The organism is Lwoffella lincolnii, assembly GCF_002014765.1.
GTDB classification, from domain to species: Bacteria; Pseudomonadota; Gammaproteobacteria; order Pseudomonadales; family Moraxellaceae; genus Psychrobacter; species Psychrobacter lincolnii.
The window spans coordinates 270,341-293,956 of the sequence record NZ_MUYT01000004.1 but is presented as its reverse complement, the minus strand read 5'-3'; the positions used below and the strand labels follow the sequence as shown (position 1 = coordinate 293,956).

Genomic DNA, 23,616 nt, shown 5'->3' with positions numbered 1-23,616 from the left:
ACCTAAGTTAGGTGCTTTTATATGACCATGACAAAAAAACATGACCATGACAAAAAACAGTGGCTTATTCACTAAACGCTTTTGGATCTTGAAAGCTAACCACTTCTTCTTCAAACTCAGGTTTCACTTTCACCACAAAATCATCTCGTGATAAACCCATACGCAGTGGAATGGAGCTGGCAATGTAAATTGATGAGTATGTGCCTGCAATCAAGCCAATAAATAAAGCCACCGAGAACCAATATAATCCTTCTCCCCCTAAAAACATCATCGCCAACACCACCACCAACACCGTCCCCACAGTCATAAAGGTACGGCGTAGGGTTTCGGTCAAAGATAGGTTCAATACCTGTTTTGGGGTCAAATCACGTACTCGGCGAAAATTTTCTCGTATGCGGTCATAAACCACAATGGTGTCATTCAATGAATAACCAATGAGTGCCAACACCGCTGCCAATACCGTTAAATCAAATGGCCAACCGAACAAGGCAAAAACACCCAAAGTTACCACCGTGTCATGGAATAATGCCAATACCGCTCCCAACGCTAATTTAAATTGGAAACGAATGGCAACATAGACCAACATACACGCCAATGCCAATGCCAATGCCATGACCGAGTCGATATAAACATCATTGCCCACTTGGCTGCCAATGATGTTGATGTTGGCAATCTCGGCATTATTATTGGGCAAGTCCAAGGCATGATTCAAAGCAACTTCCAGTCCATCGGTGTTGTCATCTTGTGGTGGTAGACGCACCAACAAGTCTGTGTTTGCCCCCACATATTGCACCACCGCATCGGTAAAGCCATTTTGTGCCAACACATCGGTAATTTGAGCCTGCTGCACGGGCTGTTCATAGACCACATCGGCAGACACCCCACCAGTGAAATCCAATCCGAGATTTAACCCATTAAAAAAGATGGCAAATAAGCCAGTAAATACCAATAAGATTGACAAAATCCCCATGGGTTTTTCAAACTTCATAAAGTCAAGCAAACGTTGATTGCCAACAGTTTTTAGACCACCTTCAGCGATGGCGGCCTCATCTGCCACAAGGTTGGTGGTGGCATTGTTGTCAGTGGCATCGGTGATAACATCATGCTGAGCATCGACTTGCCCAGTGATTGTGGTGATGTTTGATGAAGATTGGTTACGATGACGAGCCACATTACTGCCTTTACCATCACGTCTTGGGCGGCGGCGGTTGCGATGAGTTTTTTGCCCGTTAATTTCTGTCGTGTTGGTGCTTTGTGAGTTAGGGGATAGCTGGTTGTCATTTTGCATGTTTTGTCTCCTAACCAATGCTTAAATGTTTGATGGATTTACGTTTACCATAAAAAATTTGCACCAAGGCACGAGTTACCATCACTGCCGTAAACAGCGAGCTGATGATGCCAATGGCAAGTGTGATGGCAAAGCCCTTAATTGGGCCTGTGCCAATGGCAAATAAAATAAACGCCACAAGCAGTGTGGTTAAGTTGGCATCAAAGATACTGCTATAAGCACGGTCAAATCCTGCCACGATGGCTGATTTGGCACGCACGCCGTTGGCAAGTTCTTCTCGTATGCGTTCAAATATCAAAACGTTGGCATCTACCGCCATACCAATGGTCAGTACAATGCCTGCGATGCCCGGTAAAGTCAGCGATGCACCCATGATGGACATGATGGCAACGATGATGATGACGTTTAATGCCAAAGCAATATTGGCAATCACTCCAAATAGGCGATAAAACACAATCATAAATAAGAACACCAGCATATAGCCCACTTGAGTTGAAAAAAGACCCTTGTCAATATTTTCTTGTCCCAATGATGGACCGATGGTGCGTTCTTCAACAAAATACATGGGAGCTGCCAATGCCCCAGAACGCAACAATAACGCCAATTCTGCTGCTTCAGCACTGCTGTCGAGTCCTGTGATGCGAAATGACGAACCAAGCACGGCTTGAATGTTGGCACGATTGATGACTTTGGTCTCAGCATACGGCGTGCGGATTTCTTTACTTTCACCACTGACAGCGTCTTGTTCATAGCTGATGCGTTGTTTGTTTTCAATAAACAGCACCGCCATTTGTTTGCCAACCGCTGTGCGAGTGGCATTTTGCATCAGTTTGCCACCTGCATTATCCAGGGTGATGCTCACTTCTGGGCGACCATTTTCGTCAACACCAGTTTGAGCATTGCGGACTTTGTCTCCTGTAACAATGGCTTGACGCTCAAGTAACACAGGTGGACCATCTAATGTGCCAAAGGGGAAGCTTTCTGTTCCTGCAGGGGGCAGACTACCTGTGAAGGTCTCTGCGCCTTCTGCCACCATTCTAAACTCCAAGTTGGCAGTACGACCCAATACCCGTTTGGCTTGGGCAGTGTCTTGCACCCCAGGCAACTCAACAACGATGCGATTTGCCCCTTGTGATTGTACTAAGGCTTCTGCCACGCCAAGTTCGTTGATGCGATTGCGTAGGGTGGATAAATTTTGTCCCACGGCGTATTGATTGATTTCGGTTAAAGTGGCATCGTTATAGGTCAAATTTAAAGCAGGACCTTGCTCATCATAGCTTGCGTTAAAGTTAAAGGCATGACGCATGGGTAAGCCAAGTACCTGCTGAGCTTTATCACGAGTGGCGGTGTCATTAAAATGCAAAAGCATGCCTTGTTTGGTCAGCTTTTGACTGACAACGGCTATCTGCTCTGCTCTTAAATGACGACGCACTTCACGACTGGCATCTTCCAGACGGCTTTGTAACGCTTTATCCATGTCCACTTCAAGAACAAAACGGACGCCCCCACGTAAATCCAGACCAAGCTTCATGGGCTTAGCTCCGATGTCACGTAGCCATTGAGGGGTGGTTTGGGCAAGGTTTAATGCCACCACATAATCATCTCCCAGTTTTTGTCTTAGCACTTCTTGTGCTTTTAACTGGGTTTCAGAATTATTTAAACGTAACAAAGCACTGTTGCCTGTTAACGTCGCACCATGAAAGTCAACACCAGCTTGTGATAGCAGATTTTTTGACTCCTCAAGCACACTTTGGCTAAGTTCAGTGCCTGCTTGACTGCTGGTGATTTGTACCGCAGGTTCATCAGGATAAAGGTTGGGTAGGGCGTACAAGCCAGCGATGACAAACACGATTGCAATGATGATGTATTTCCAAGAGGCGTATTGCATAATCACTTCTTATCTATAAAAACGTTTATAAAAACGCTGATTTAAAAAGCTAAAACAGCAAACATTCTAAAAGTCTGCCTTTATGGGCAGTGTGTTAAGCACCTGTGGATACGTTGTCAATCGTACCATTGGGTAACACAGAGATGACCGAGGCTTTTTGTACCATGACGTTGTTTTTGGCATTTAATGCAATCACGGCATAATCACCATCAATGGATAACACCTTACCCATCAAGCCCCCTGCAAAAATCACTTCACTGCCCACTTTTAAATTATCAATCATCTGCTTGTGTTCCTTGTTGCGTTTGGATTGTGGGCGGATAATCAAAAAATAAAAAATGGCAAAAAAAGCAATGGGCAACAGCAACTGGCTAAACATCGCCACACCAGTCGGTTCACCAGCAGCATGGGCGGTTTGAATAAAAGCAATCATACACAACTCGATATTTGATAGAATTGATAAAATTGATAAAATTAATGTCATTTAAAATGAATGTCATTAAAGTCATTTCACATTAATGTCATTCAAAAGTCATTCACACTCAAGGAATTTACTGACAATAAAAATTATAAAAAATAATAATGGGGCATACTACCAAAAAATAAACGCTTTGGTAACAATTAATTGATAATAAAGCGTTCAATCACCCAAGAAGTCATGCTAAGATGATGGGGTTTATCGTTATTTTATCATCACATTCCCCATATTATATGAGTCATATTAGTTGCTAAGGTTGCTTTTGTTTACGTTCATCAAATGCCTAACTGTGCCAAGCCTGTCAAGGTCATCAAACATATTGGAACGATTGCTTTATTCATCATCATTCAAGCCTGTTACTTCGGTTTGTGGTGCTTGGTGGGATGTTTGGGTTTGTGGTGCTTTGGTTTGTATTGGCGCTGGGTTACCCAGCACCGCATTTGCCATGGATGCCACCACTGATGCCAGCACTCATAATGTGGTCTTACTGGTGTTATTTGTGTTTATGGCAATTGCGGTGTCATTTACTTGCTCAGCGGCTGAATCGACGCTTTTGAGCATCACCCCATCTTATATCGCTGACATCAAAGAAAGTGATGCCAAGCGTGCAGACATGCTCAAACGGTTAAAACAAGACAATGTTGACCAATCGTTAGCCGCCATCTTAACGCTCAACACCATTGCCAACACTTTAGGCTCTATCGGAGCTGGTGCTCAAGCCAATTTGGTATTTGGCAGTGCGTGGTTTGGGGTGTTCTCAGCGGTGATGACCTTAGTAATTTTGACCTTCTCAGAAATCATTCCCAAAACTTTGGGTACGGTATACTGGCGACAACTCAGTGGCATGGTGGCATATTTTGTCTTTGGCGTTATCAAACTGTTGTATCCTGTGATTTGGTTATCCGAGCGATTGACCAAATTTTTGGTCAAAGGTAAAGATGCGCAGGTATTTAGCCGCCGAGAATTTGCCGCTTTGGCAAGTGTGGGCGAAGAATCAGGGCAAATTAACCCACTTGAATCACGCATCATTCGTAATATGTTGGCATTTGGGGCAATCAAAGTCGAAGACATCATGACCCCACGTTCGGTCATCATGGCATTTGAGCAAAATGCCTTGGTCAGTGATGTGTTTGCCAATCATAGCAAAATTGGCTTTTCTCGCCTGCCTGTGTATGATGAAGCATTAGATAACATCACAGGATTTGTGCTAAAGACTGACCTGCTACTGAGCAGAGCCAATGGCAATCTTAACCAGCCGATTAGTAATTTAAGCCGTGAAGTCAGTTTTGTGTTTAATAAAATGAAGCTGTTTGATTTGCTTGATTACATGTTAAAACAGCGTATTCACATTGCCATTGTGGTGGGTGAATATGGTGAGGTTAAGGGGCTGGTTAGTTTAGAAGACGTGCTAGAGACGCTACTGGGTCTTGAAATTGTTGATGAAATTGACAAAGTAGAAGACATGCAAGAGCTTGCTAAACAACTGATGCACAAGCGTAGTCAACGGCTTGGCGTGAGCTTAACTGATGATTTAACCGAACAACGGATATCAAACTAAATAACGAGGTTGATTTATGTCTTTATTGCATGCTTTTATCCCATCACCCAATGACAGATACCATCGCAATGGCTCAGTAAACAAGCGTGTGTTAAATTCTGTGTTAAGCCGAGCGTTGAAATATGCTTTAATTGGCTCTATTGCAGGCGTTGGCATTGGTTTGATGACCAGCACCGCACAAGCGGTCTCCCCAACCCAAAACGATGTGTATCAGTATGCTGCCGCCATGGAACAAGCCGTTAACAGTAAAAATATCAGTGGCGTTAGCAGGCTGATTGATGATGATGCCATCATTGTCATTAACCGTAATGGACAGGCCAACCTTAATAAAGATGCCTATCTTAAGCAGCTACAAAAAAGCTGGCAGTCATCTGGTAACTACCGCTATGATATTGACGTACAAAATGTCATCATCGCAGGAGATGAAGCCAAGGTTACCATCAAAACGGTAGAACACTTTGAAAAAGATGGCAAACCTGTGGTACATACCACCATTTCACGCACAACATTGTCATTGGTGAATCATCAAGCCATGTTGTTAAAAGCAGTGTCGCAGGTAACCATTGAATAGGCTTGTTCATCTGTATTCATCAATCATTCATCTTAAATTATTCATCTTAAGGCTTTGCATTTATGTGTCAGTTATCTTAAGATAAGCCATTAATTAATGAAACGATGAATTAATGAGACGATGAGCCACCAGACGATGTGTTGAGCATTGATAAGTTTTTCATTTATCAATCTGATTGTCTGTCGATGTGATTGTCGTGAATGATAATTCCGTGTTGTGAGTGATAGTAAGGTAAGGATAAAGAGCGTATGCGACAACCACAAATATTACAACCGCAAATGTTGGCCGTGTCAGTATCAGCATTGATGCTGGTGGCCTGTGGCAGTACACCCAGCACATCAACACCAACATCAACAACAAAGCCCACCGTCCGCCCTGCCCCTAGCCATACAGTACCCACCGCACCCAGTCAAGCACCTGTCATTATCAGCCCTAACACCACCAACCCCAATGCCATCAGTCCTAACCATCAGGCTGAGGCACTGTTAGATGAAGAAAGTCTGGAAGAATTGGCAGATTTACTAGAAGCCACCGACATGAAAATGGTGGAGAATAAAAAGCAAGACATTATTCGTTATGGTGATTTATGGGATAGGGTGCGAGCAGGATATAAGCTGAACCCAACGCCAGCATACAACCCACGCATCGAAGCTCAAAAAACATGGTTCATTACTCGTCAAGATTATTTAAATCGTTTAACCGCTCGTGCCAGTCGCTATTTATATCACACCACCAAAGAGGCTGAACGTCGTGGCATTCCAACCGAACTTGCGTTATTGCCTGTGATTGAAAGCTCTTATGACCCAAATGCCACCAGTAATGCCAATGCAGCAGGTCTGTGGCAGTTTATTCCCAGTACAGGCTTGGCATATTCTTTATCACAGACATCAGATTACGACGGTCGCCGTGATGTGATTGAGTCCACTCGAGCTGCTTATGATTTTTTAAGCACGCTTTATACTCAGTTTGGCAGTTGGGAGCTGGCACTGGCTGCCTATAATGCAGGTCCTGGGCGTATCAGTCGTGCCATCGTTGCCAATCAAGCACAGGGGCTTCCAACCGATTTTTGGTCATTACGCCTGCCCACAGAAACCATGAACTATGTTCCCAGATTTTTGGCGGTGGCTGATATTGTCAAAGACCCCAGTGCATATCATGTTTATCTGCCAGCCATCGCCAACCAACAGCACTTTAGAGAAGTGTCAGCTGGTGTGGGGGTCAATCTTACCGATGTGTCTAAAGTAACAGGGGTGGATTATCAAGAGCTGATTAGTCTAAATCCGGGGTTAAAAAATGGTGTGCTATCAGCTTCTGCACCCCAACGCATCATCATTCCAAACTCGGTGGATTATAACAAAGATAAAACAATCCAGACCTTAGGCACATCAAGTTATGTGGCAAGCAGTGTCCAGCCAATTGGTGATGTGCCAACGTCAGGCGATGCACTGGCGGCTTTTGCTCAGCGGGGCAATCGACCCACCGCCATTAACCCCATACCAAGTACACCAACGCTAAGCACGCCAATACCAAGTGTCTCCGCACAACACCCCACCCCACCTATCCATTCTGCTAACATCAGTCATACAGAGCCACCGCTGTCCGCTCAAGAGCTGGCGATGATTAGCAATCAAGTACGTCAAGAACAATTAAATAAAATCATTACTACAAATACTTCAGGTTCGGTTGAGCTTGCTTCGCTAGAAACTCAGCAGTCTGTGCTTGAGTCATTGGGTCAAGAAAAACGCCTAAGCTATGGCACAGCTAATAACACAGCAAATTTAGAAGCAACCCGTGGTAAACGCAGTATCTATCGAGTTCAACCCGGAGACACACTGAGCAACATTGCTACCCGAGCAGGAGTCAGCTGGCGTGATATTGCAAAATGGAATCAAATCAACCCAAGTGATACATTACTGGCAGGGTCAAGTTTGTATCTTTATGATGCCAAACCAATTTCGCCATCAACTCCGTCAGCTTCTTCTGCAACCAAGCCAACCAGCTATGTGGTTCAGCGTGGTGATACTTTGATAGAGACGGCTAATCGCTTTGGGTTATCGGTCAATCAGTTGGCAAGTTACAATAACTTAAATACAAATGATAAGCTGTTAACAGGGCAAACGCTATGGCTTATCCCTGATAAGACCAGCAGCACCAGTAAGAGTAAGCTTGGTTCTCTTGCGACAAGCCCAAGTCCATCTAACATGACCACGCAAAATTACCGTGTGCGTCGTGGTGACAGTTTGATTGGTTTGTCAAATCGTTATAATGTGCCTGTCAGTACCTTGGCAACACTCAATGGCATCAGTGAAACAGATGGGTTATTGTATGATACCATCATCAAGTTGCCTGCCAATATCAATGTTAATATCAACGCTAGGTCAGACAACAGTTCAACAACTTCGACCGCTTTGGCATCGACTGATGATAATGTATCAAGCAGTTACAAAGTACAAAGTGGCGATACGCTCATTGGCATTGCAAACAAGCTGGGTGTGAAAGCAGAAGACATAGCAGCCATCAACCGTTTTAATGCCAACCATCTGGTACAAAGGGGACAAACCATCAAAGTCCCTGCCTCTCAACAAGCAGTTGACCGCAAACTAAACAACGAATCCATCTTGCACAAAATCCAGTCAGGCGATACTTTGATTGGGCTTGCTAACCGTTATGATGTGTCTGTGTCTGATTTGGCAAGTGCCAATGGCCTTAGCACCACCAGCACCCTTATCCGTGGTAAAACGTTAACCATTCCAGCTGCAGATGGTGGCACGTCGTCTGGTAAGCTTGGCAGTTCAAGCACCAGCAGTGGCCGTTCTGTTAAGACCAACACCGCCAGTACGCCAACATCTGCCACCGAAACTTATGCCGTTAAGCGGGGGGACAACCTAATCAGTGTGGCACGCCTATTTGAAACCAGCACCCAAAACCTAGCGGCATTAAACGGCATTGCCAGTAATGCTCGATTGCAAGTTGGGCAAAAGCTGATTGTTCCTATGGCGACATTAAGTTATAAAGTCAAATCAGGCGATAACCTAATCAGTTTGGCAAATAAATATGGCATCAGCCCATCTGAGCTTGCCAAGATGAATGGATTGGACAATAATGCCATGTTGGTGATTGGGCAAATATTAACCGTGCCTAATCCTAACAAATAACGCCCATTTATCCATAAAATATGACCAAAAAACAAATATAACCAAAAAGCAAATATGACCAAAAACTCTCTAAGAGCCTTACTTTTTGAGTAAGGCCCTTAGACTTGCCATGTAATCATCAGCAACCTTTTGTGGGTCTTTTTGGGCTTGTTGTTTTTTGACTTTGCTGGGCCAATCAAGATGCTCTTCGGGCAGCTCTTCTAAAAATCTTGATTGTGTGGTGGTTTTCATTTGTCCGCCATGACGTCGCTGGGTTGCTATGGTCATGGTCAGCTCCTTTTTGGCACGGGTGATGCCCACATACATTAAACGGCGTTCTTCTTCTATGGTGTCAGACATGATGGCATTGCGATGTGGTAACAAATCTTCTTCTAGCCCCATCATATACACATACTCAAATTCAAGCCCTTTTGCTGCATGTAAGGTCATTAAATTGACTTTATTGGTGTTCTCTTCTTCTTGTTGCTGTTCTAACATGTCAAGCAAAACCAACTTGCGTATCACCGCATCGATGGTTCGATTGTGGTCATCTTCAGCACGGTTAATCAGTGCTTGAATGCTGTTATATAGCATCTCGATGTTGTCTAGGCGGTTTTTTTCTTGTTGAGGGGTTTTGCATTCTTGACGCAAGGCATCAATGTAACTGGTTTCATCAATCATCTGGCGAATGATGGGCACAGGGTTGTCATGACCATCGAGCTTTCGAGTATGATGCTCAATAAAATCAGCAAATGCCTTGAGCGTGCCATATGCTTTATTAGGCAAAACGTGAGCCAACCCATTATGCCCACATGCTGTCAATAACGATACCCCATGTTCGGTTGCAAACAGCCCCAACTTTTCTAAGGTGGCAGGCCCCATACCACGTTTTGGTGTATTGATGATGCGTAAAAAAGCCGCATCGTCTTCAGGGTTTAAAATAAGCCGTAGATAGCCCATGATGTCTTTGATTTCTCCACGAGCAAAAAATGAAGTGCCACCAGAGAGTTTGTAAGGTATCTGTAATTGCCTTAATTGTGCTTCTAACATGCGTGCCTGAAAGTTACTTCGGTATAGCACGGCATAATCTTCCCATTGGTTGCCATGTCTGAGTTTATGGGTAAGAATTTCTTTGGCAACCCTTTCGGCTTCATCATCATCATTACGGCAGTTGATTATCCGAATCAGTTCACCATGCCCTTTTTCACTCCAAAGTTTTTTGGCAAAAATATGCTCATTATTGGTAATCACCGAGTTAGCAGCAGATAAAATTCGATTGGTTGAACGATAATTTTGCTCAAGCTTGACCACCTTTAACTTAGGAAAATCCTGTTGTAGCAGTGCCATGTTTTCAGGTTTTGCCCCTCGCCATGCGTAGATGGACTGGTCATCATCACCCACCACCGTGAAGCGGGCTTCGATTCCCACCAACAACTTAATCATCTCATACTGGGCGGTGTTGGTGTCTTGGTACTCATCGACCAACAGATAACGGATGCGAGCTTGCCATTTATCACGCACGGTGCTGTTGTCTCGTAATATTTTGGTTGGTAGGACAATCAAATCATCAAAATCCACCGCATTATAAGCACGTAAATTGCGTTCGTATAACGCATACAAGTTGGCAAAAATCAAATCTTCAGGATCGTTTAACGTGTCTGCTGCATGTTCAGGGTCAATTAACGAGTTTTTCCAATCACCGATAAATTTCATCGCCTTAGCAATCAGCTCACGACTTTCTGCCCCAGACAGATTATCACGCATCATCAGTTCCATCAGTAGGCGTTTGGAGTCATCACTGTCCATGATCGAAAAATTGCCCTTAAGCCCAGAATGTAACAGCTCATGGCGTAAAAACTGTAAACCAAACTGGTGAAAAGTCGACACAGTTAAACCACGACTACGCTCACTGGGCAATAACTTTTGTACTCGAGCCTTCATCTCTCTTGCTGCTTTATTGGTAAAGGTAACAGCAGTGATACGCTCAGCTGGAATTTGGCACTTCTCAATAAGATAAGCAATTTTTCGTGTGATGACCGAAGTCTTGCCAGAGCCTGCCCCTGCCAGTACCAGTAATGGACCTGTGGTGTATTGCATGGCTTCTTGTTGGCGCAGGTTTAGCTTACTCATAATAAATGACCGACTAATGACAAAAAATGAATGACAAAGAAATGACAGAAAAAACCCATCATTATAGACACATACATGACTTTGACAAGGAAAAAAGCACAAAGACCACCCACAAGCTTAATGATTGATGATAAATAAGCTTTAGAACTGTATAAAAAATAAACAATCTTAGCTTAGCCTTGTTTTGCAAGGCACACACCCTGTTAAAACCCTGCTTATCCACAAAGTTATCCACAGGTAATGGGGATAACTCACTGGGTTGCTGGTTTATAAGTTGCTAACTTTTAAGCTTTTGAACTGTTATCATCGGTTGTTTCAGTTTTGCCTTTTTAGTTTTGCCTTTTCAAGATTTAGCAAAACTGATAAACTTAGCTTGGTTAGTTATTGAGTTAGTTGAGTTATTGATTTTAAGTCATCAAAGGTAATCAGTCATGTTATTTGTTACAGGTGGGTTGGGCTATATTGGCAGTCATTTTGTGGTATCAGCATTACAGGCAGGTCATGATGTGTTGGTGTTGGATAATCTGAGCAATAGCCATGCCGATGTGCAAGCAAAAATAGAGATGATTTGTCAACGTTCATTTATTTGCGTTCATGGTGATGTGCGAGATGCAGCTCTATTGAATAGATTGTTTAGTGAACATGACATAAAAGCGGTGGTGCATTTTGCAGGGTTAAAATCAGTGGCAGAATCTGTGGCTAATCCACTGAGTTATTACGATAATAATGTCTATGGCAGTCAGATTTTATTACAAGCCATGCTCAAGCATGGTGTCTATCGATTGATTTTTTCATCATCTGCCACTGTCTATGGTGAACCGCACTATTTGCCTTATGATGAACAGCATCCAACCAATCCTGTGAATCCATATGGTCATAGCAAACGTCATGTTGAGCAAATGCTGGCAGATGTTTGTGTGGCACACCCTAACTTTACTGCCATATCTTTACGATATTTTAATCCAATTGGGGCACATTCGTCAGGGTTAATCGGTGAAAACCCAAAGGACATACCCAATAATCTCATGCCCTATGTGCTAAAAGTTGCCAAAGGTGAATTACCTTATTTGCAGATTTTTGGTGATGATTATGATACTAAAGATGGCACAGGTGAACGTGATTATATTGACATCATGGATTTGGTGGCAGGTCATATGGCGGCGATGGCATACCTTGCTAACACAGGTCATCATGTCTTTAATCTGGGAACAGGTAAAGGCACAACTGTGCTTGAGTTGGTCTCGGCATTTGAATTGGCAAATGATTTGAATGTTAATAAAAAAGTGGTGGCAAGAAGAGAAGGGGACTTGGCAAAAGTATGGGCAAATTGTGGTAAAGCTCAAGAGCAACTTAAATGGTCAGCTCAAATTGATGTGAACACAAGTTGTGTGATGGCATTTGGGGTTTTAGCTGACTTGAAAAGATAATTTTGTTAAACAACCTTAACCATATACATTTTTTAAAAAATCAAAAAAACAATTATCTGGCACTTCAGTGGTGTAGGTTAGTTTATGTATACTGATGGTATCGGTTATCTGATTAAATTTATCCTTATCAAAAGTATTATGAAGTTCACTGGCTAATAGATGTGGCAAAGTGTCATCAAATATCTCGCAATTATCGTTTTTTAAATAATTTTTTATTAAAACATCAAACATGATTTGAAATAAAAAATAATGTGGGATGCTGTGAGAGTTTTTCCAGAAATTAAGCATGATGTTTAAGCAATGTTGTACTACTAGATTTTGCTTATCTGCCACTATAAAGCTATTCATAACATTCACAAAGTGACTGTCATGTCAATTAAAATATTTGGAGTTATGGCTTACCCAAAAATCTTTTCTATCCGCATTTTTATCTCTTTGAAACATAAAAAAACTTTTTCCGCTAATATTGTTGTCGATGGTTGCTGTCAATAATATGGTTGCATCTATCCAAATACCACCGTAATTATTTAATAAAGCCAATCGAAGAATGTCTGAAAAAAAAGCTGGTTTAAAAACTCTGGCTTTTTTTTCTATAAAATCAGGTATTTCTAAGTAGTCATGGATATTGCCATTATCAAGGCGAATAACGGTATAATCTCCTTTGTGCATATTTACTGAGTTAAAGCTCATAGTGACAATATCAGGTAATTTATTGTTAATGCCTTGTCCCCAGTACTGCCAAATGACTTTTTGCGTATTTAGTTGCTTTTTTGCTTTAATTTCAATCTTTGGAAATTTTCCTGAAAAATAAACTGAAATAACTTTATCCCAACACTTAGCCAAATATTCTTGATGGGTCAGTTCTGCTTGCTGCAGTTTTTGTAGTCTTATTTTTTTTGGTATAAAAGTTCGATAAAGCCCTTTATAGGGTTTTTGATTAAAAAAGATGATTTTTTGTTTTTCTTTTGGCATGCTAGAAAAGTCATCAAAAAGTTCTACGTTCATAATCATAATCCAAAATGGTCTTTTATCTTTTCAGTAATAGACACTCTTGATGTTTCATCATATTTTTTGAATAATGAAAACCATTGATTTCTCCCTAAGTAGTTAATTTGGAATAATTCAGGTTGTTTATATAAGCACATCATAAAAACACCTTAGTCATCATCAACAATATTATTGCATAATTTACAAAATAGGTCTTTAGGTTGGTTACTAAAACATATTGACTGTTCCAGTATTCTATGTTTTTTGATAGTTCTTGAGAGATGTTTGATAAAAACTCATGGTTACTCTGTATGTCAGCAATTTTTGCTAATATATGATTGAATTTTTTAAATATATTAAGACAAATCACCGTTGTTGGTCTGCTTTTCCGCATCGTCAGTATTTTTTCTTTGAATTTTTCTTCGGTAAAAATCACCATGTTATTATCCAAAGTTGCCAAATAAGAAAAGTATTCAAAATAAGTGTTTGTCGTGCGTTTTAAATAACTTGGATAATGTTCGGTCGAAATGTTTCCACGTCCAATATCGAAAAAAGCAGTTACTATTGTAATATCGTTCATCGATTTACTCAAGCTTGATGGGACAATCCATATGGATTGCATTTAAATTTTGAGAAAAATACTTTATAATGCCGCAAAGTTTATCAAGTGTGTGGATGGTTCTGGTTAAGCACAAGATGATTTTTGTTTGCATGATTTTATCATACTATTTTAATTTGCCATACTTTTTTAGAGAATATGAAACATATTATTCAAATTATCAGTCTTATCACGGCTAAACAGCGTAGAGAGCACATCAGCTCTCATTTTGCTCATCTTAATATGCCTTTTAAGTTTTTTGATGCGGTGAACAAAGAGACTTTGCATTTAGTACTAAGCAAATATCCGCTGAATTTTACCAAAGATGGCTTGACAGACGGTGAAAAAGCATGCTTTTTAAGTCATTATCTGCTTTGGCAGCGTTTGTGTGCTAGTGATAACAACTACCTGATTGTCTGTGAAGATGACGTTGTATTAAGTCCAGATGTTGGTAAATTATTAGAAAATCTACCTGCCATTATGCAAGATTGTGATATTTTAAAATTTGAAACCATGCTTAGACCTGTGGTGATTGAGCCTGATTGGCAAAAAACATTTGAAGGGTTTGTGCTAAGAAAACTGAAAACCGAAAATATGGGGACAGCAGGCTATGTTGTCTCAAAAGATATGGCTTGCCATTTGGTTAATTTTTTTAAAGATGCCCGTATTCATCAACCCATTGATCATTATTTATTTAGGGATTTTTTATCAATGGATAAAAAAATCTATCAAACTGTACCCGCATTTGCCATTCAAGATGATGTGCTAAATTCCGACAAAAATCATTTGCGAAGCGATTTGCATGACGAAAGAATAAAAAGAAGAAATAATAAAAGACTGCATTCTAATAAATTGATTAGAGAGTTTTTGCGATTATTTCAACCTTTTAATACAAGATATCGTAAAGAAAAGAGAGATGATAGGCTTATTGTCAATTATGGTCAAATTATCATGTTTAAAACGGATGATTAAATGCTTAAAATTTTCTTGATTAATCTTGATTCTCGTCCAGACAGATTGGCATATGTGTCTAAACAATTAGATGAACTGGGTTTGGATTTTATTAGAATTTCGGCAGTGGTGGGTAAGGACTTGAACTTAGAAGAGCAACAACTCTTTGATAAACGGGGCTTTATTCTAGAACAAAAAAAAGAACTTGTGTTAGGTGAAATTGGTTGTGCCATGTCGCATAGATTAATCTGGCAAAAAATGCTTGATGAAAATATTGACCATGCACTGATTTTGGAAGACGATGTTAATATTGATGAATATTTGGTGGATTTTTTAAAAAAAACAATACATTATCAAGAATTTGATTTTTTAAATTTATCCTTTACCAAACCCTATGAACTTAATGAGCAGGCACTTCATTTTTTGCAACAGAATGGCATTACGGAACGTCCAAAATTATGGCAATCACGAAAGATTTGGAAAAAAATTGAGTCTAAAAATGGATTTCGTATTTTTAAATTGTATTTTTTTAAAAAGTTTACACTTTGTGAATGTGATTTTGCTCCATCTTTGGGTAGTGGGTATATTATATCTAAATTAGGTGCTGAACATTTTTTACAAGCAAGTGATGTGATGACATTTCCAATAGATTTGACATGGCGTTTTTCTGCTGGGTTATTAAGACAAGGATTTGTATCAAATGTATTGATAGAGCAATGTTTGGATACGGACATAAAAGGAAGATATGTGGGTTATAAATTAACGCCATTGCAAAAATTACAACGTATTTTTAAGAAAAGTCGTTTTTTAAAACGTCGAATCGCTGTATTAAAAATGTATGGATTGGAAAAAATGTAGTGAAATAAATGTGGTGAAACAAATGTGGTAAAATAAAGGAATGTAAATGCTTAAAATCTTTTATGTCAATCTTGATGATAGCCATGATCGCAATCAACAGATGATAAAGCAGTTGGATGGTTTGGGTCTGACTTATGAACGTATTTCGGCGGTTTATGGTAAGGATTTGACGGATGAGCAAAAATCTTTTGTTAATTATCATGATTTTTTACTGCGTATGAAGCGCCCAATGCAAGATGGTGAAATTGGCTGTGCCATGTCGCATCGGCTGATTTGGCAAAAAATGCTTGATGATAACATTGAGTATGCGTTAATTTTGGAAGATGATGTGGTGATTGATGAAGATGTGTTGTCTGTCATTCATTGTCCCTCTTTTTATCAATCGTTTGATTTTTTAAATTTATCCTCAAATTTTCCTTACAACCCAAACAGGGCGTATTTAACCCAATTGCTGGCAAATCAACCAACCGCCATTCGCACTGAGCAGAATAACAATTTATGGTCAAAAATTGACTGGGGTAAGCATTGGAAAATCTACAAACTGCATCAACATCAAAAAATCATTGCCTGTGAATGCGACCCTGCACCAGCATTGGCCAGCGGCTATCTGCTGTCAAATAAAGGGGCGAAGTCTTTTTTGCAAGCAAGTCATGTGCTTGATGTGCCGATTGATAATGTGTGGCGACATGCAGACGGTGAGTTGCGTCAAGCATTTTTGCCAAAACCATTAATTATACAGTCAGATATTGATAGCAATATTGGCGATAGAACAAAAACGGTACAATTAACACTCATGCAAAAGCTCAAACGGGCCATGCTTAAACGAAAACCAAACCCACGTCATGCTGATGTTAGGCGAATGTATCATGTTAAATAACGTTACTGTAAATGGCAACGTCAATGGTGATTTAAAATCCAAGCCACTGGCGTCAAAAACCAAGCCAATAATTGTGTTGGCAACGTTTACTTTGCAAGGGGGTGGGGCAGAGCGATTTGTGTTGACATTGGCAAAAGCCTTTTTCAAACTTGGGTTTGATGTGCATGTTATTGGTTTTAAAGCCCAAGTAGATTATGAGTTAACCAATGATGTGACGGTGCATTTTTTGAATTATCAACAATATCGTTGGTTGCCAAAATCATTGCGTTATCCCTTATTTGCCAAAATTTTTGATGGTTTTGTTAAAAAACACATTGGCACGCCAACTCTTATTTTATCTAATTTGTATCAAGTAGATTGTGTTTTACATCACAGCAAATTGGATAACATCGTTTATGTGATACACAATACTTTATCGATGGAATATAAGCTGATGACCAGTCATTTTGATGGCAATCAAAAAAAAATCAATGACTTAAAACAGCTTTATGCCAACCACCCTGTGGTGTGTGTCAGTCATGGTGTGAAAGATGATTTTGTGCAATATTTGGGGCAACACCCCAAAATGACCGCCATTCACAATCCCATTGCACAAGATGACATCAAGAGACAAGCCAATGCCTTTGACGCTCATGCCAAACTGCCGAAATCCTGTGAGCAGGGTTATCTTATCCATGTGGGTAAGTTCAAACCCCAAAAAGACCATAAATCGTTAATACAAGCTTATGCACAAAGTACGCAAGCATTGCCATTGGTATTGCTTGGCATGGGGGGTGAGATGTCCGCTTGTGAGCAGTTGGCTGATGAGCTGGGCGTTTTAGATAGGGTGATTTTTATGGGGTTTCAGTCCAATCCTTATCCTTTTATTAAGTCTGCCACTGCCATGATATTGGCATCACAATTTGAAGGGTTTGGCATCGTCATTGCAGAAAGTTTAAGCTTGGGTGTGCCAGTGATTTCAACCGATTGCCCACATGGTCCTGCTGAATTGTTGCCAGATAATTGCTTGGTAGAGCTAAATAATCTAAGTGCGTTGACGGACAAAATCAATCAAGTCATGAATAAGCCACAAGACTTTATCACACCGTTTGCAACGCATTTATTACCCGAGTGCGTTGCTCAGGCGTATTTGGATTTTATGAGAGTAAGCAGGGTGGATTAATTGATATTTGTTTGTTGCAACCGCAACTTTGCCCCTTTTTTATCTTCATAATTGGTGAGCAACTTTGCCAAAAAAATGTGTGGATAGCAGTTGTTGTTTACCGTCACTCTTGGCAAAGTCAGTAATTCATCGCTGGTTAATCCTCCTTGGGGTACTTCTGTTCTGCCACGATACATGGCGGTGGCGGTATCAAACCTTTGTTGTTTTAACATCGCCACATGGCTTGAGTGAAATTTACCGTATGGATAACAAAAATGTCTCATCGGTACGCCAAGCAACTCTTCTAAAAATTGTTTGCTGTGTGTGATTTCTTGTTCTGCGGTGGCATCGTCAACATCGATTAGGCTGATATGACTGTGTGTATGTACGCCCACTTCCATGCCTGCATTTAGCCACTGTTTAAGCTCAGCATCTGACATGAGTAGATTTTTGGGAATGCCTTTGGCTTCGTCCCATTGATTATGGCCGCCAATGTGTCCGCTCACCACATAGCAGGTGGCTGTAAATCCATGGCGTTGTAAAATCGGTAAGGCCTGCGTTAGGTTGTTGCGATAACCGTCATCAAAGGTAATGCCGATGACTTTGCCCTGTTTTTCACCTTTTAGATAAGGGGTGAGTTCATACATGGATAAGCCTTGATAACCAAGCAATTTGAGTATTTTCATTTGTAGAGCAAACCGTTTGGGTGGCAAGTGCAAGCACTTAAACGGAGCATTTTTGATGGGGTGAGAGATGCTGTGATACATTAAAATTGGGATTTTTTGCATGATGATGGTTTCTTATGAGATTGTTTTATAAAGTTGTTTTGCAAGATTGTTTTTATGTGGTTGGTCATCGTATCGGTTCTGGTTTAAAAATACGCTTAATGGCTTGGGCAAGCGTCAGCCAAAACGGTCGTTGAAAATTGATGGCATGAATGTTTGCACATTGAACGGCAAAATCACTGTCATCAAACTGTTGCCAAAATGGCATCATTTGGCTCTCCACATAAGCTTTTTGTCGTCTGCGAGAAAAATGACGCACGAACTCTTTGCCTTCGATGATTGTGTAATGCTGTTTGAAAATTTCAGCAAAACAGAACTGTTCAACAGTGCGAGCATTGGTCAAGGCCCTGATGGGATACATCAAGTTGCAAGCTTGTAATAAATAAATAACGGCATGACTTTTTACGCCCATGATGAGTGAACTGTACATGGTTGCATGGTCTTGTAAGCGGTAGATGAGCGGTGAGCCGTCTGCTGGGTTGATGTGACTGATGTCCTTGCCTTTTAAGCCGTTGATGCCTGCTTTATTCGCTTCACCATAAAGATAATTGCGATATTTTTTATGAGTAAAAATTGCAGACTCTTTTTTGTACATGACCACATGTTTATCATCAATCTTGTCATATAAAGGCATGGGATTGGTTAAAAAATAGGTATCGCTGTCAAAAAATAAAAACTTGCTATGATTATCAGCAATGTGATGCTTGATGAGCAGCGCCATGATATGGGCAAGCCCTAAGGTTTTTAGGCGGTAGTAATAATTATCCTGTGTGGCTATGTGAAATAATTTATCCGATAGGGTTAAGTTAATCAACTCTAAGTCAGTTTGTTGTTGCCAGCTGGCAAAAAAATCAGGGCGTTCAGACAGCACAATGACGGTGGGGCGCTCATGCCCATCAATCTGAGCAAAAAAGCTCAAAATACTCAGTTTAACACCATCATAATACATTTCGTCATCACCATAAACCACATAGCATAAAAAATGCGAACGTGGTGTGGCATGTTGGGCAAATTTTAACGCTTGCCAATCTTGGCTTGGCAAGTCATTTGGTTCAACCAAGGTGTTAAAAGTCTGGACATCTAACATGACATTGTTTGGCATGGGTCACCACCAACGTGTGCGTTCACGGGTATGGCGATTTTTTGCACGGCTATATATGTTATTGTTGCTGTCTAATTGCAACCGCTCAAACACGTCAATGACGATTTGTCCCAACTCATGTTCATCGCACAGTTTGTCCAGTCTCCATCGCATGTTTCTTAGCGTGTCATCTGTTCCAACTGCCATGGCAGATATGCCATCAAATAACGCCACTCGTTTGGTTTGTAGGGTTTGTTTGATGTGTTCGTTTTCTGTTAAATCTGTGCCATTCACTTGGCAAAGAAGCCGTTCGGTTTCGTAAGATTTTATGGTATTGATAAGCATCACAGCGTTCATCAACAATGCTCTTAAGCCAAAATCATCATCACAATCAATAAAAGTATCACATGCAGAAATCAACCAGCGTGTGTTTAATGATTTTAATAAAAAGTCCTTTTCGCTTAACCATAAGGCTTTGAATTTCTCATAATTATCCACCACATCAATGTCACGGCGAATCAGTACAATCAGCGTGGCATGATAATGATTGATTTTAGGCTCACCGATAAACTCATGGCGTAAATTGTCGATATGTTCGTGCAAATTTTTGGCAGAACCGAAAGTATAAGTTTTGTCTTGGCCGTTGATGATGGTGGATTTTAGTTCGTTAATATCAATGTCGGTGAGGGTGTCATAGAGCTGGCTTGCCCCAAAACGGCGTTGATGGCGGCTAAACGAAAACCATTGTTCAAGACGAGATTTTTTTCTGGGTGGCATGATACATTCCAAAAGTCATTGATAATTATTGACTGTCATTGACTGTCATTTTTGATGATGATAAATCCATAATAATACATATTTATCCAAGGTATAAAACATCAACACCACTGAAGCCATCCACCCATAACGCCCTGCTAAAAATTGTCCACGTAGCCAATATTCTCGAATGAATGAAAACACACTTCGCAACCCTGCTGTCAATAAAGAGCCGTGCTTGCCTTGCTGGTGGTTATCTATGGCCCAATCATTGGCATAGCGAATGCGTTTGACAAGATAATGATACAAATCATCGTTGGTGTGATGGTGTTGCAAACCGTTTAGTTTGACGATTTGAGCATCTTGGGTATCAACCGATTCATGCACCTCCAAATCATTATAGCCCAGATGGCTGGGATAAAGGCGATTTTCCCAATCTCGATACCAACCATTTAAATGGGTGGGAATGCCACAAAAATAATTGACCCGAGCAAACGCATAAACCTTATCACGTTGCACAGGCTTTTTAAGCACATCGGTAATGGCTTGTCGCAAGGGTTGGTCAAGGCGTTCATCCGCATCAAGTACAAGCACATAATCGCCTGTGGCATAAGCTTGGGCAAGCTGTCGCTGTTTGCCAAAGCCTTGCCAATCGGTATTGACATGCCATTTTGCCCCATGACTTTCGGCGATTTGGCGAGTGTTATCAGTACTGCCACTGTCTAACACAATGATTTCATCAACGATATCATGCACCGTCTCTAGACATGCTTTTAGGTGTTTACTTTCATTTTTACAAATCATCACCAATGACAGCGTGGATTTTTTTTGTGAAACATCAATGGGTTTTAAGTTTTGTGCCATCGCCACAGAATGTAAAAAAGCGTGTTCGGCTTGGTTGTGGGTTAAATCATACAGACAAGCATATTTATTAAATGTATATTGGGTAAAAAATAATGAATAAATCAGCCCATAACGACCTTGTAAGAATCGACCGTCAAGCAGGTATTGTTTAATAAATGCCCATAAAGGATTAACCACAACTTTATAAAATTTACCCTTTTTGCCTTGAGCGTGCCTGTCATCTGCCCATGCTTTGGCATAATCTAAGCGTTTATTTAGCCAAAACAGCGGCGTGGGGGCGGTGTGGTGGTGTAAAAAACCGCTTAATTTTTTGGTTGTTGCGTCATTTAATATCACAGACTCATGCACTAGGTTATTGTCATATTGAAACTTTTTGGGATACAGTCGCCAATGGGCCTTAACCCCCCATAAGGCATTATCAATTTGATGCCCAAAGACAAAATCAAGCCGTTTGATGCCATAAACCGTATCGGTAGGGGGGTTTTTGATGACCTTTAAAATGCTGTTTTTGAGCTGTGGCGTCACCACTTCATCAGCGTCCAATGCCAAAATCCAGTCGCCTATGGCATAAGCTTGGGCAAGCTGTCGCTGTTTGCCAAAGCCTTGCCAATCGGTATTGACATGCCATTTTACCCCATGACTTTGGGCAATTTTTTGACCATCATCGGTACTACCGCTGTCTAAAATGATGATTTCATCTACCCAATCGGCAATGGCAGGTAAAGAAACCTTAAGATTGTCAGCTTCGTTTTTGACAATCATCACGACAGATATCGTATAATTTGATGATTGTTTCATTTTGGAGATGCCTGTATCTCATCAGCTTTTGGCATCAGTAATTGCCCATCAAAAGGCGTTAGATTACCATATGCTTGGGTATGCTCAAAAAATATGGGTATGTCATCTGGGTTTTCTTGTTCGGTTCTTGATAAAAAAGTATTACGTGTTTGATTATGTGTTTTAATGCCTAACCAATCAGCTAAAAACCAGACAAAGCCATGGCCTGCTTGTGGTGTATTATTCTCTATACGTTCGCTGTCATCACTGGATAATTTAAACAATGGTGTGCGTAAAGTAAATTGTGTGTCATCATGTTTGAGTTTGGTTTGGTGTAAGCCATGGTCAGATGTATAAACCATACTAAATGGTTGGTTGTTGTTTTTATTGGCAGTATGTAATAGTTGATAAATTTCTTTTAAAAACATATCAGTTTGGTAGATGGTGCTTAAATAATCTGCCAAATCGTCATTATCAAAATAAAAACGTGGGCGTTTATTATCTAAGCGTTTAACAAAACGAGGGTGTGAACCCATAAGATGTATGGCAATGAATTTGGGCTTGTCTGATGGAGAGTTTATCGCTTTTTCTATTTCTGCTAACATTTCATGATCAAATCGGTGAGTCTTGGTTGGAGCGTGGTCTCCATAAAAATACAAGTGATTGGCTTGATTAGCAATATATGAAACTTCATTATCAAATACACCCACATGATCTTGATTAGAAATCCAATAAGTTTCAATACCAACTTGGTTTGCTAAGGAAAAAATACTGTTTTGAAATTCCACTTTTTGTGGGTTGGGAATGGTTAAAAGTCGTGGCACTGATGTGGTTGTATGACCTGCTGGTGAAATAAATTGATTGTATTTAATTCCGTTGACATTATCTAAAAAAGGTGTGGTTTTGACAGGATAACCATATGAAGACATATAGTATTTAGACATACTTTCACCCAAGACAAACACATGATTTTTATATTTTGGCACATAAGCAGATACTTTCCAGTCAATTGGTTTTTTAGAAAGTTCTTGCAGATTATTTTGATAATTTTTATAAATATGATAACTTGTGGTGGTATAGGGAATAAGATTTAGGATTTTAGAAAAATGCCATTTAAAATATGAATGCTTGATTGGTATGATACTGCCAATAAATACTAAGATTAAAATGATAGAAAACCAATAAAAAAATTGACGCTGTTTATGTGTTGCTCTAATTTTTTTTGTTAAAAAAAGTATGATGAGTGTTAAAATGATAATACCAAGATAAATCCATAATGTAAATGGGTCAAAAAATTCCGTTACTTCATTGCGGTTAGTTTCCAAGGCAGAAAAAATCATAGCCGAGGTTGGATAGCCATATTGTAAACCAATCGGAAAAAACAATATCCACGCTAAAAATAGTGGGCTTAATAATTTAAAAACAATTGGTTTTAACCATAAGAAATTGATAATGACCCAAATAAGT

At 40.3% G+C, this 23,616-nt stretch carries 18 protein-coding genes and 1 pseudogene; 8 read left to right on the top strand and 11 right to left on the bottom strand.

Features of this window, described 5'->3' with window-relative positions:
- Nucleotides 1–64 precede the first annotated feature (64 nt).
- From secF to yajC, 3 genes are all read right to left on the bottom strand, one after another.
- Nucleotides 65–1,288, bottom strand: coding sequence for a protein translocase subunit SecF (gene secF / locus B0682_RS03545; RefSeq protein WP_078306690.1), 1,224 nt, complete (start codon nucleotides 1,286–1,288; stop codon nucleotides 65–67).
- A 10-nt stretch (nucleotides 1,289–1,298) separates the two neighbouring features.
- Nucleotides 1,299–3,176, bottom strand: coding sequence for a protein translocase subunit SecD (gene secD, locus B0682_RS03540; RefSeq protein ID WP_078306689.1), 1,878 nt, complete (start codon nucleotides 3,174–3,176; stop codon nucleotides 1,299–1,301).
- Nucleotides 3,177–3,270: 94 nt separating this feature from the next.
- On the bottom strand, nucleotides 3,271–3,609 hold the full coding sequence (gene yajC / locus B0682_RS03535; protein ID WP_078307030.1) for a preprotein translocase subunit YajC: 339 nt from the start codon (nucleotides 3,607–3,609) through the stop codon (nucleotides 3,271–3,273).
- Between the two features lie 490 nt (nucleotides 3,610–4,099).
- Here yajC and B0682_RS03530 point away from each other — a divergent pair, with 490 nt between their 5' ends.
- The 3 genes from B0682_RS03530 (at nucleotide 4,100) to B0682_RS03520 (ending at nucleotide 8,938) form a co-directional block, all read left to right on the top strand.
- A complete protein-coding gene (locus B0682_RS03530) occupies nucleotides 4,100–5,212 on the top strand; it encodes a CNNM domain-containing protein (RefSeq protein WP_078306688.1) in 1,113 nt (370 codons plus the stop codon).
- A gap of 16 nt (nucleotides 5,213–5,228) precedes the next feature.
- Entirely contained in the window at nucleotides 5,229–5,783 is a 555-nt protein-coding gene (locus tag B0682_RS03525) for a YybH family protein (protein WP_078306687.1), read from the top strand.
- Nucleotides 5,784–6,031: 248 nt separating this feature from the next.
- Nucleotides 6,032–8,938, top strand: coding sequence for a LysM peptidoglycan-binding domain-containing protein (locus tag B0682_RS03520; RefSeq protein WP_078306686.1), 2,907 nt, complete (start codon nucleotides 6,032–6,034; stop codon nucleotides 8,936–8,938).
- A gap of 78 nt (nucleotides 8,939–9,016) precedes the next feature.
- On the opposite strand, the gene B0682_RS03515 is transcribed toward B0682_RS03520, so the two are convergent.
- Entirely contained in the window at nucleotides 9,017–11,047 is a 2,031-nt protein-coding gene (locus tag B0682_RS03515; RefSeq protein WP_078306685.1) for a UvrD-helicase domain-containing protein, read from the bottom strand.
- A 431-nt stretch (nucleotides 11,048–11,478) separates the two neighbouring features.
- Here B0682_RS03515 and galE point away from each other — a divergent pair, with 431 nt between their 5' ends.
- Nucleotides 11,479–12,474: a UDP-glucose 4-epimerase GalE gene (gene galE, locus B0682_RS03510; RefSeq protein WP_078306684.1), complete on the top strand. Its 996-nt coding sequence runs from the start codon at nucleotides 11,479–11,481 to the stop codon at nucleotides 12,472–12,474.
- A gap of 15 nt (nucleotides 12,475–12,489) precedes the next feature.
- Here galE and B0682_RS09340 read toward each other — a convergent pair.
- Nucleotides 12,490–13,446 (bottom strand): annotated as a pseudogene (locus B0682_RS09340) (capsular polysaccharide synthesis protein).
- A 172-nt stretch (nucleotides 13,447–13,618) separates the two neighbouring features.
- Entirely contained in the window at nucleotides 13,619–14,041 is a 423-nt protein-coding gene (locus B0682_RS03495; RefSeq protein WP_240494835.1) for a WlaTC/HtrL family glycosyltransferase, read from the bottom strand.
- Between the two features lie 177 nt (nucleotides 14,042–14,218).
- Here B0682_RS03495 and B0682_RS03490 point away from each other — a divergent pair, with 177 nt between their 5' ends.
- Genes B0682_RS03490 through B0682_RS03475 form a run of 4 tightly spaced genes read left to right on the top strand, consistent with a single transcriptional unit; the run spans nucleotide 14,219 to nucleotide 17,907 of the window.
- Complete coding sequence (locus tag B0682_RS03490) at nucleotides 14,219–15,031, top strand: glycosyltransferase family 25 protein (protein ID WP_078306681.1); 813 nt, start codon at nucleotides 14,219–14,221, stop codon at nucleotides 15,029–15,031.
- Entirely contained in the window at nucleotides 15,032–15,868 is an 837-nt protein-coding gene (locus B0682_RS03485) for a glycosyltransferase family 25 protein (protein WP_078306680.1), read from the top strand.
- Nucleotides 15,869–15,914: 46 nt separating this feature from the next.
- Entirely contained in the window at nucleotides 15,915–16,745 is an 831-nt protein-coding gene (locus B0682_RS03480; RefSeq protein WP_078306679.1) for a glycosyltransferase family 25 protein, read from the top strand.
- Nucleotides 16,735–17,907 carry a glycosyltransferase gene (locus tag B0682_RS03475; protein ID WP_158077853.1) on the top strand — a complete coding sequence of 391 codons (1,173 nt, stop codon included), beginning with the start codon at nucleotides 16,735–16,737 and terminating at the stop codon, nucleotides 17,905–17,907. Before B0682_RS03480 ends, B0682_RS03475 begins: the two co-directional genes overlap by 11 nt.
- Here B0682_RS03475 and B0682_RS03470 read toward each other — a convergent pair.
- The 5 genes from B0682_RS03470 to B0682_RS09480 form a co-directional block, all read right to left on the bottom strand.
- Nucleotides 17,904–18,674, bottom strand: a complete 771-nt coding sequence (locus tag B0682_RS03470; protein ID WP_078306677.1) for a polysaccharide deacetylase family protein — start codon at nucleotides 18,672–18,674, stop codon at nucleotides 17,904–17,906. The two genes, B0682_RS03475 and B0682_RS03470, sit on opposite strands and share 4 nt — an antisense overlap.
- Before the next feature lie 64 nt (nucleotides 18,675–18,738).
- The gene (locus tag B0682_RS03465) at nucleotides 18,739–19,773 is read right to left on the bottom strand and encodes a hypothetical protein (protein ID WP_078306676.1); all 1,035 of its coding nucleotides are present in this window, start codon (nucleotides 19,771–19,773) and stop codon (nucleotides 18,739–18,741) included.
- 3 nt (nucleotides 19,774–19,776) lie between these two features.
- Complete coding sequence (locus tag B0682_RS03460; protein ID WP_078306675.1) at nucleotides 19,777–20,529, bottom strand: hypothetical protein; 753 nt, start codon at nucleotides 20,527–20,529, stop codon at nucleotides 19,777–19,779.
- 45 nt (nucleotides 20,530–20,574) lie between these two features.
- Complete coding sequence (locus B0682_RS03455; RefSeq protein ID WP_078306674.1) at nucleotides 20,575–22,170, bottom strand: glycosyltransferase family 2 protein; 1,596 nt, start codon at nucleotides 22,168–22,170, stop codon at nucleotides 20,575–20,577.
- Nucleotides 22,167–23,489, bottom strand: coding sequence for a phosphoethanolamine transferase (locus tag B0682_RS09480; RefSeq protein ID WP_276206619.1), 1,323 nt, complete (start codon nucleotides 23,487–23,489; stop codon nucleotides 22,167–22,169). Before B0682_RS09480 ends, B0682_RS03455 begins: the two co-directional genes overlap by 4 nt.
- Nucleotides 23,490–23,616: the final 127 nt, after the last annotated feature.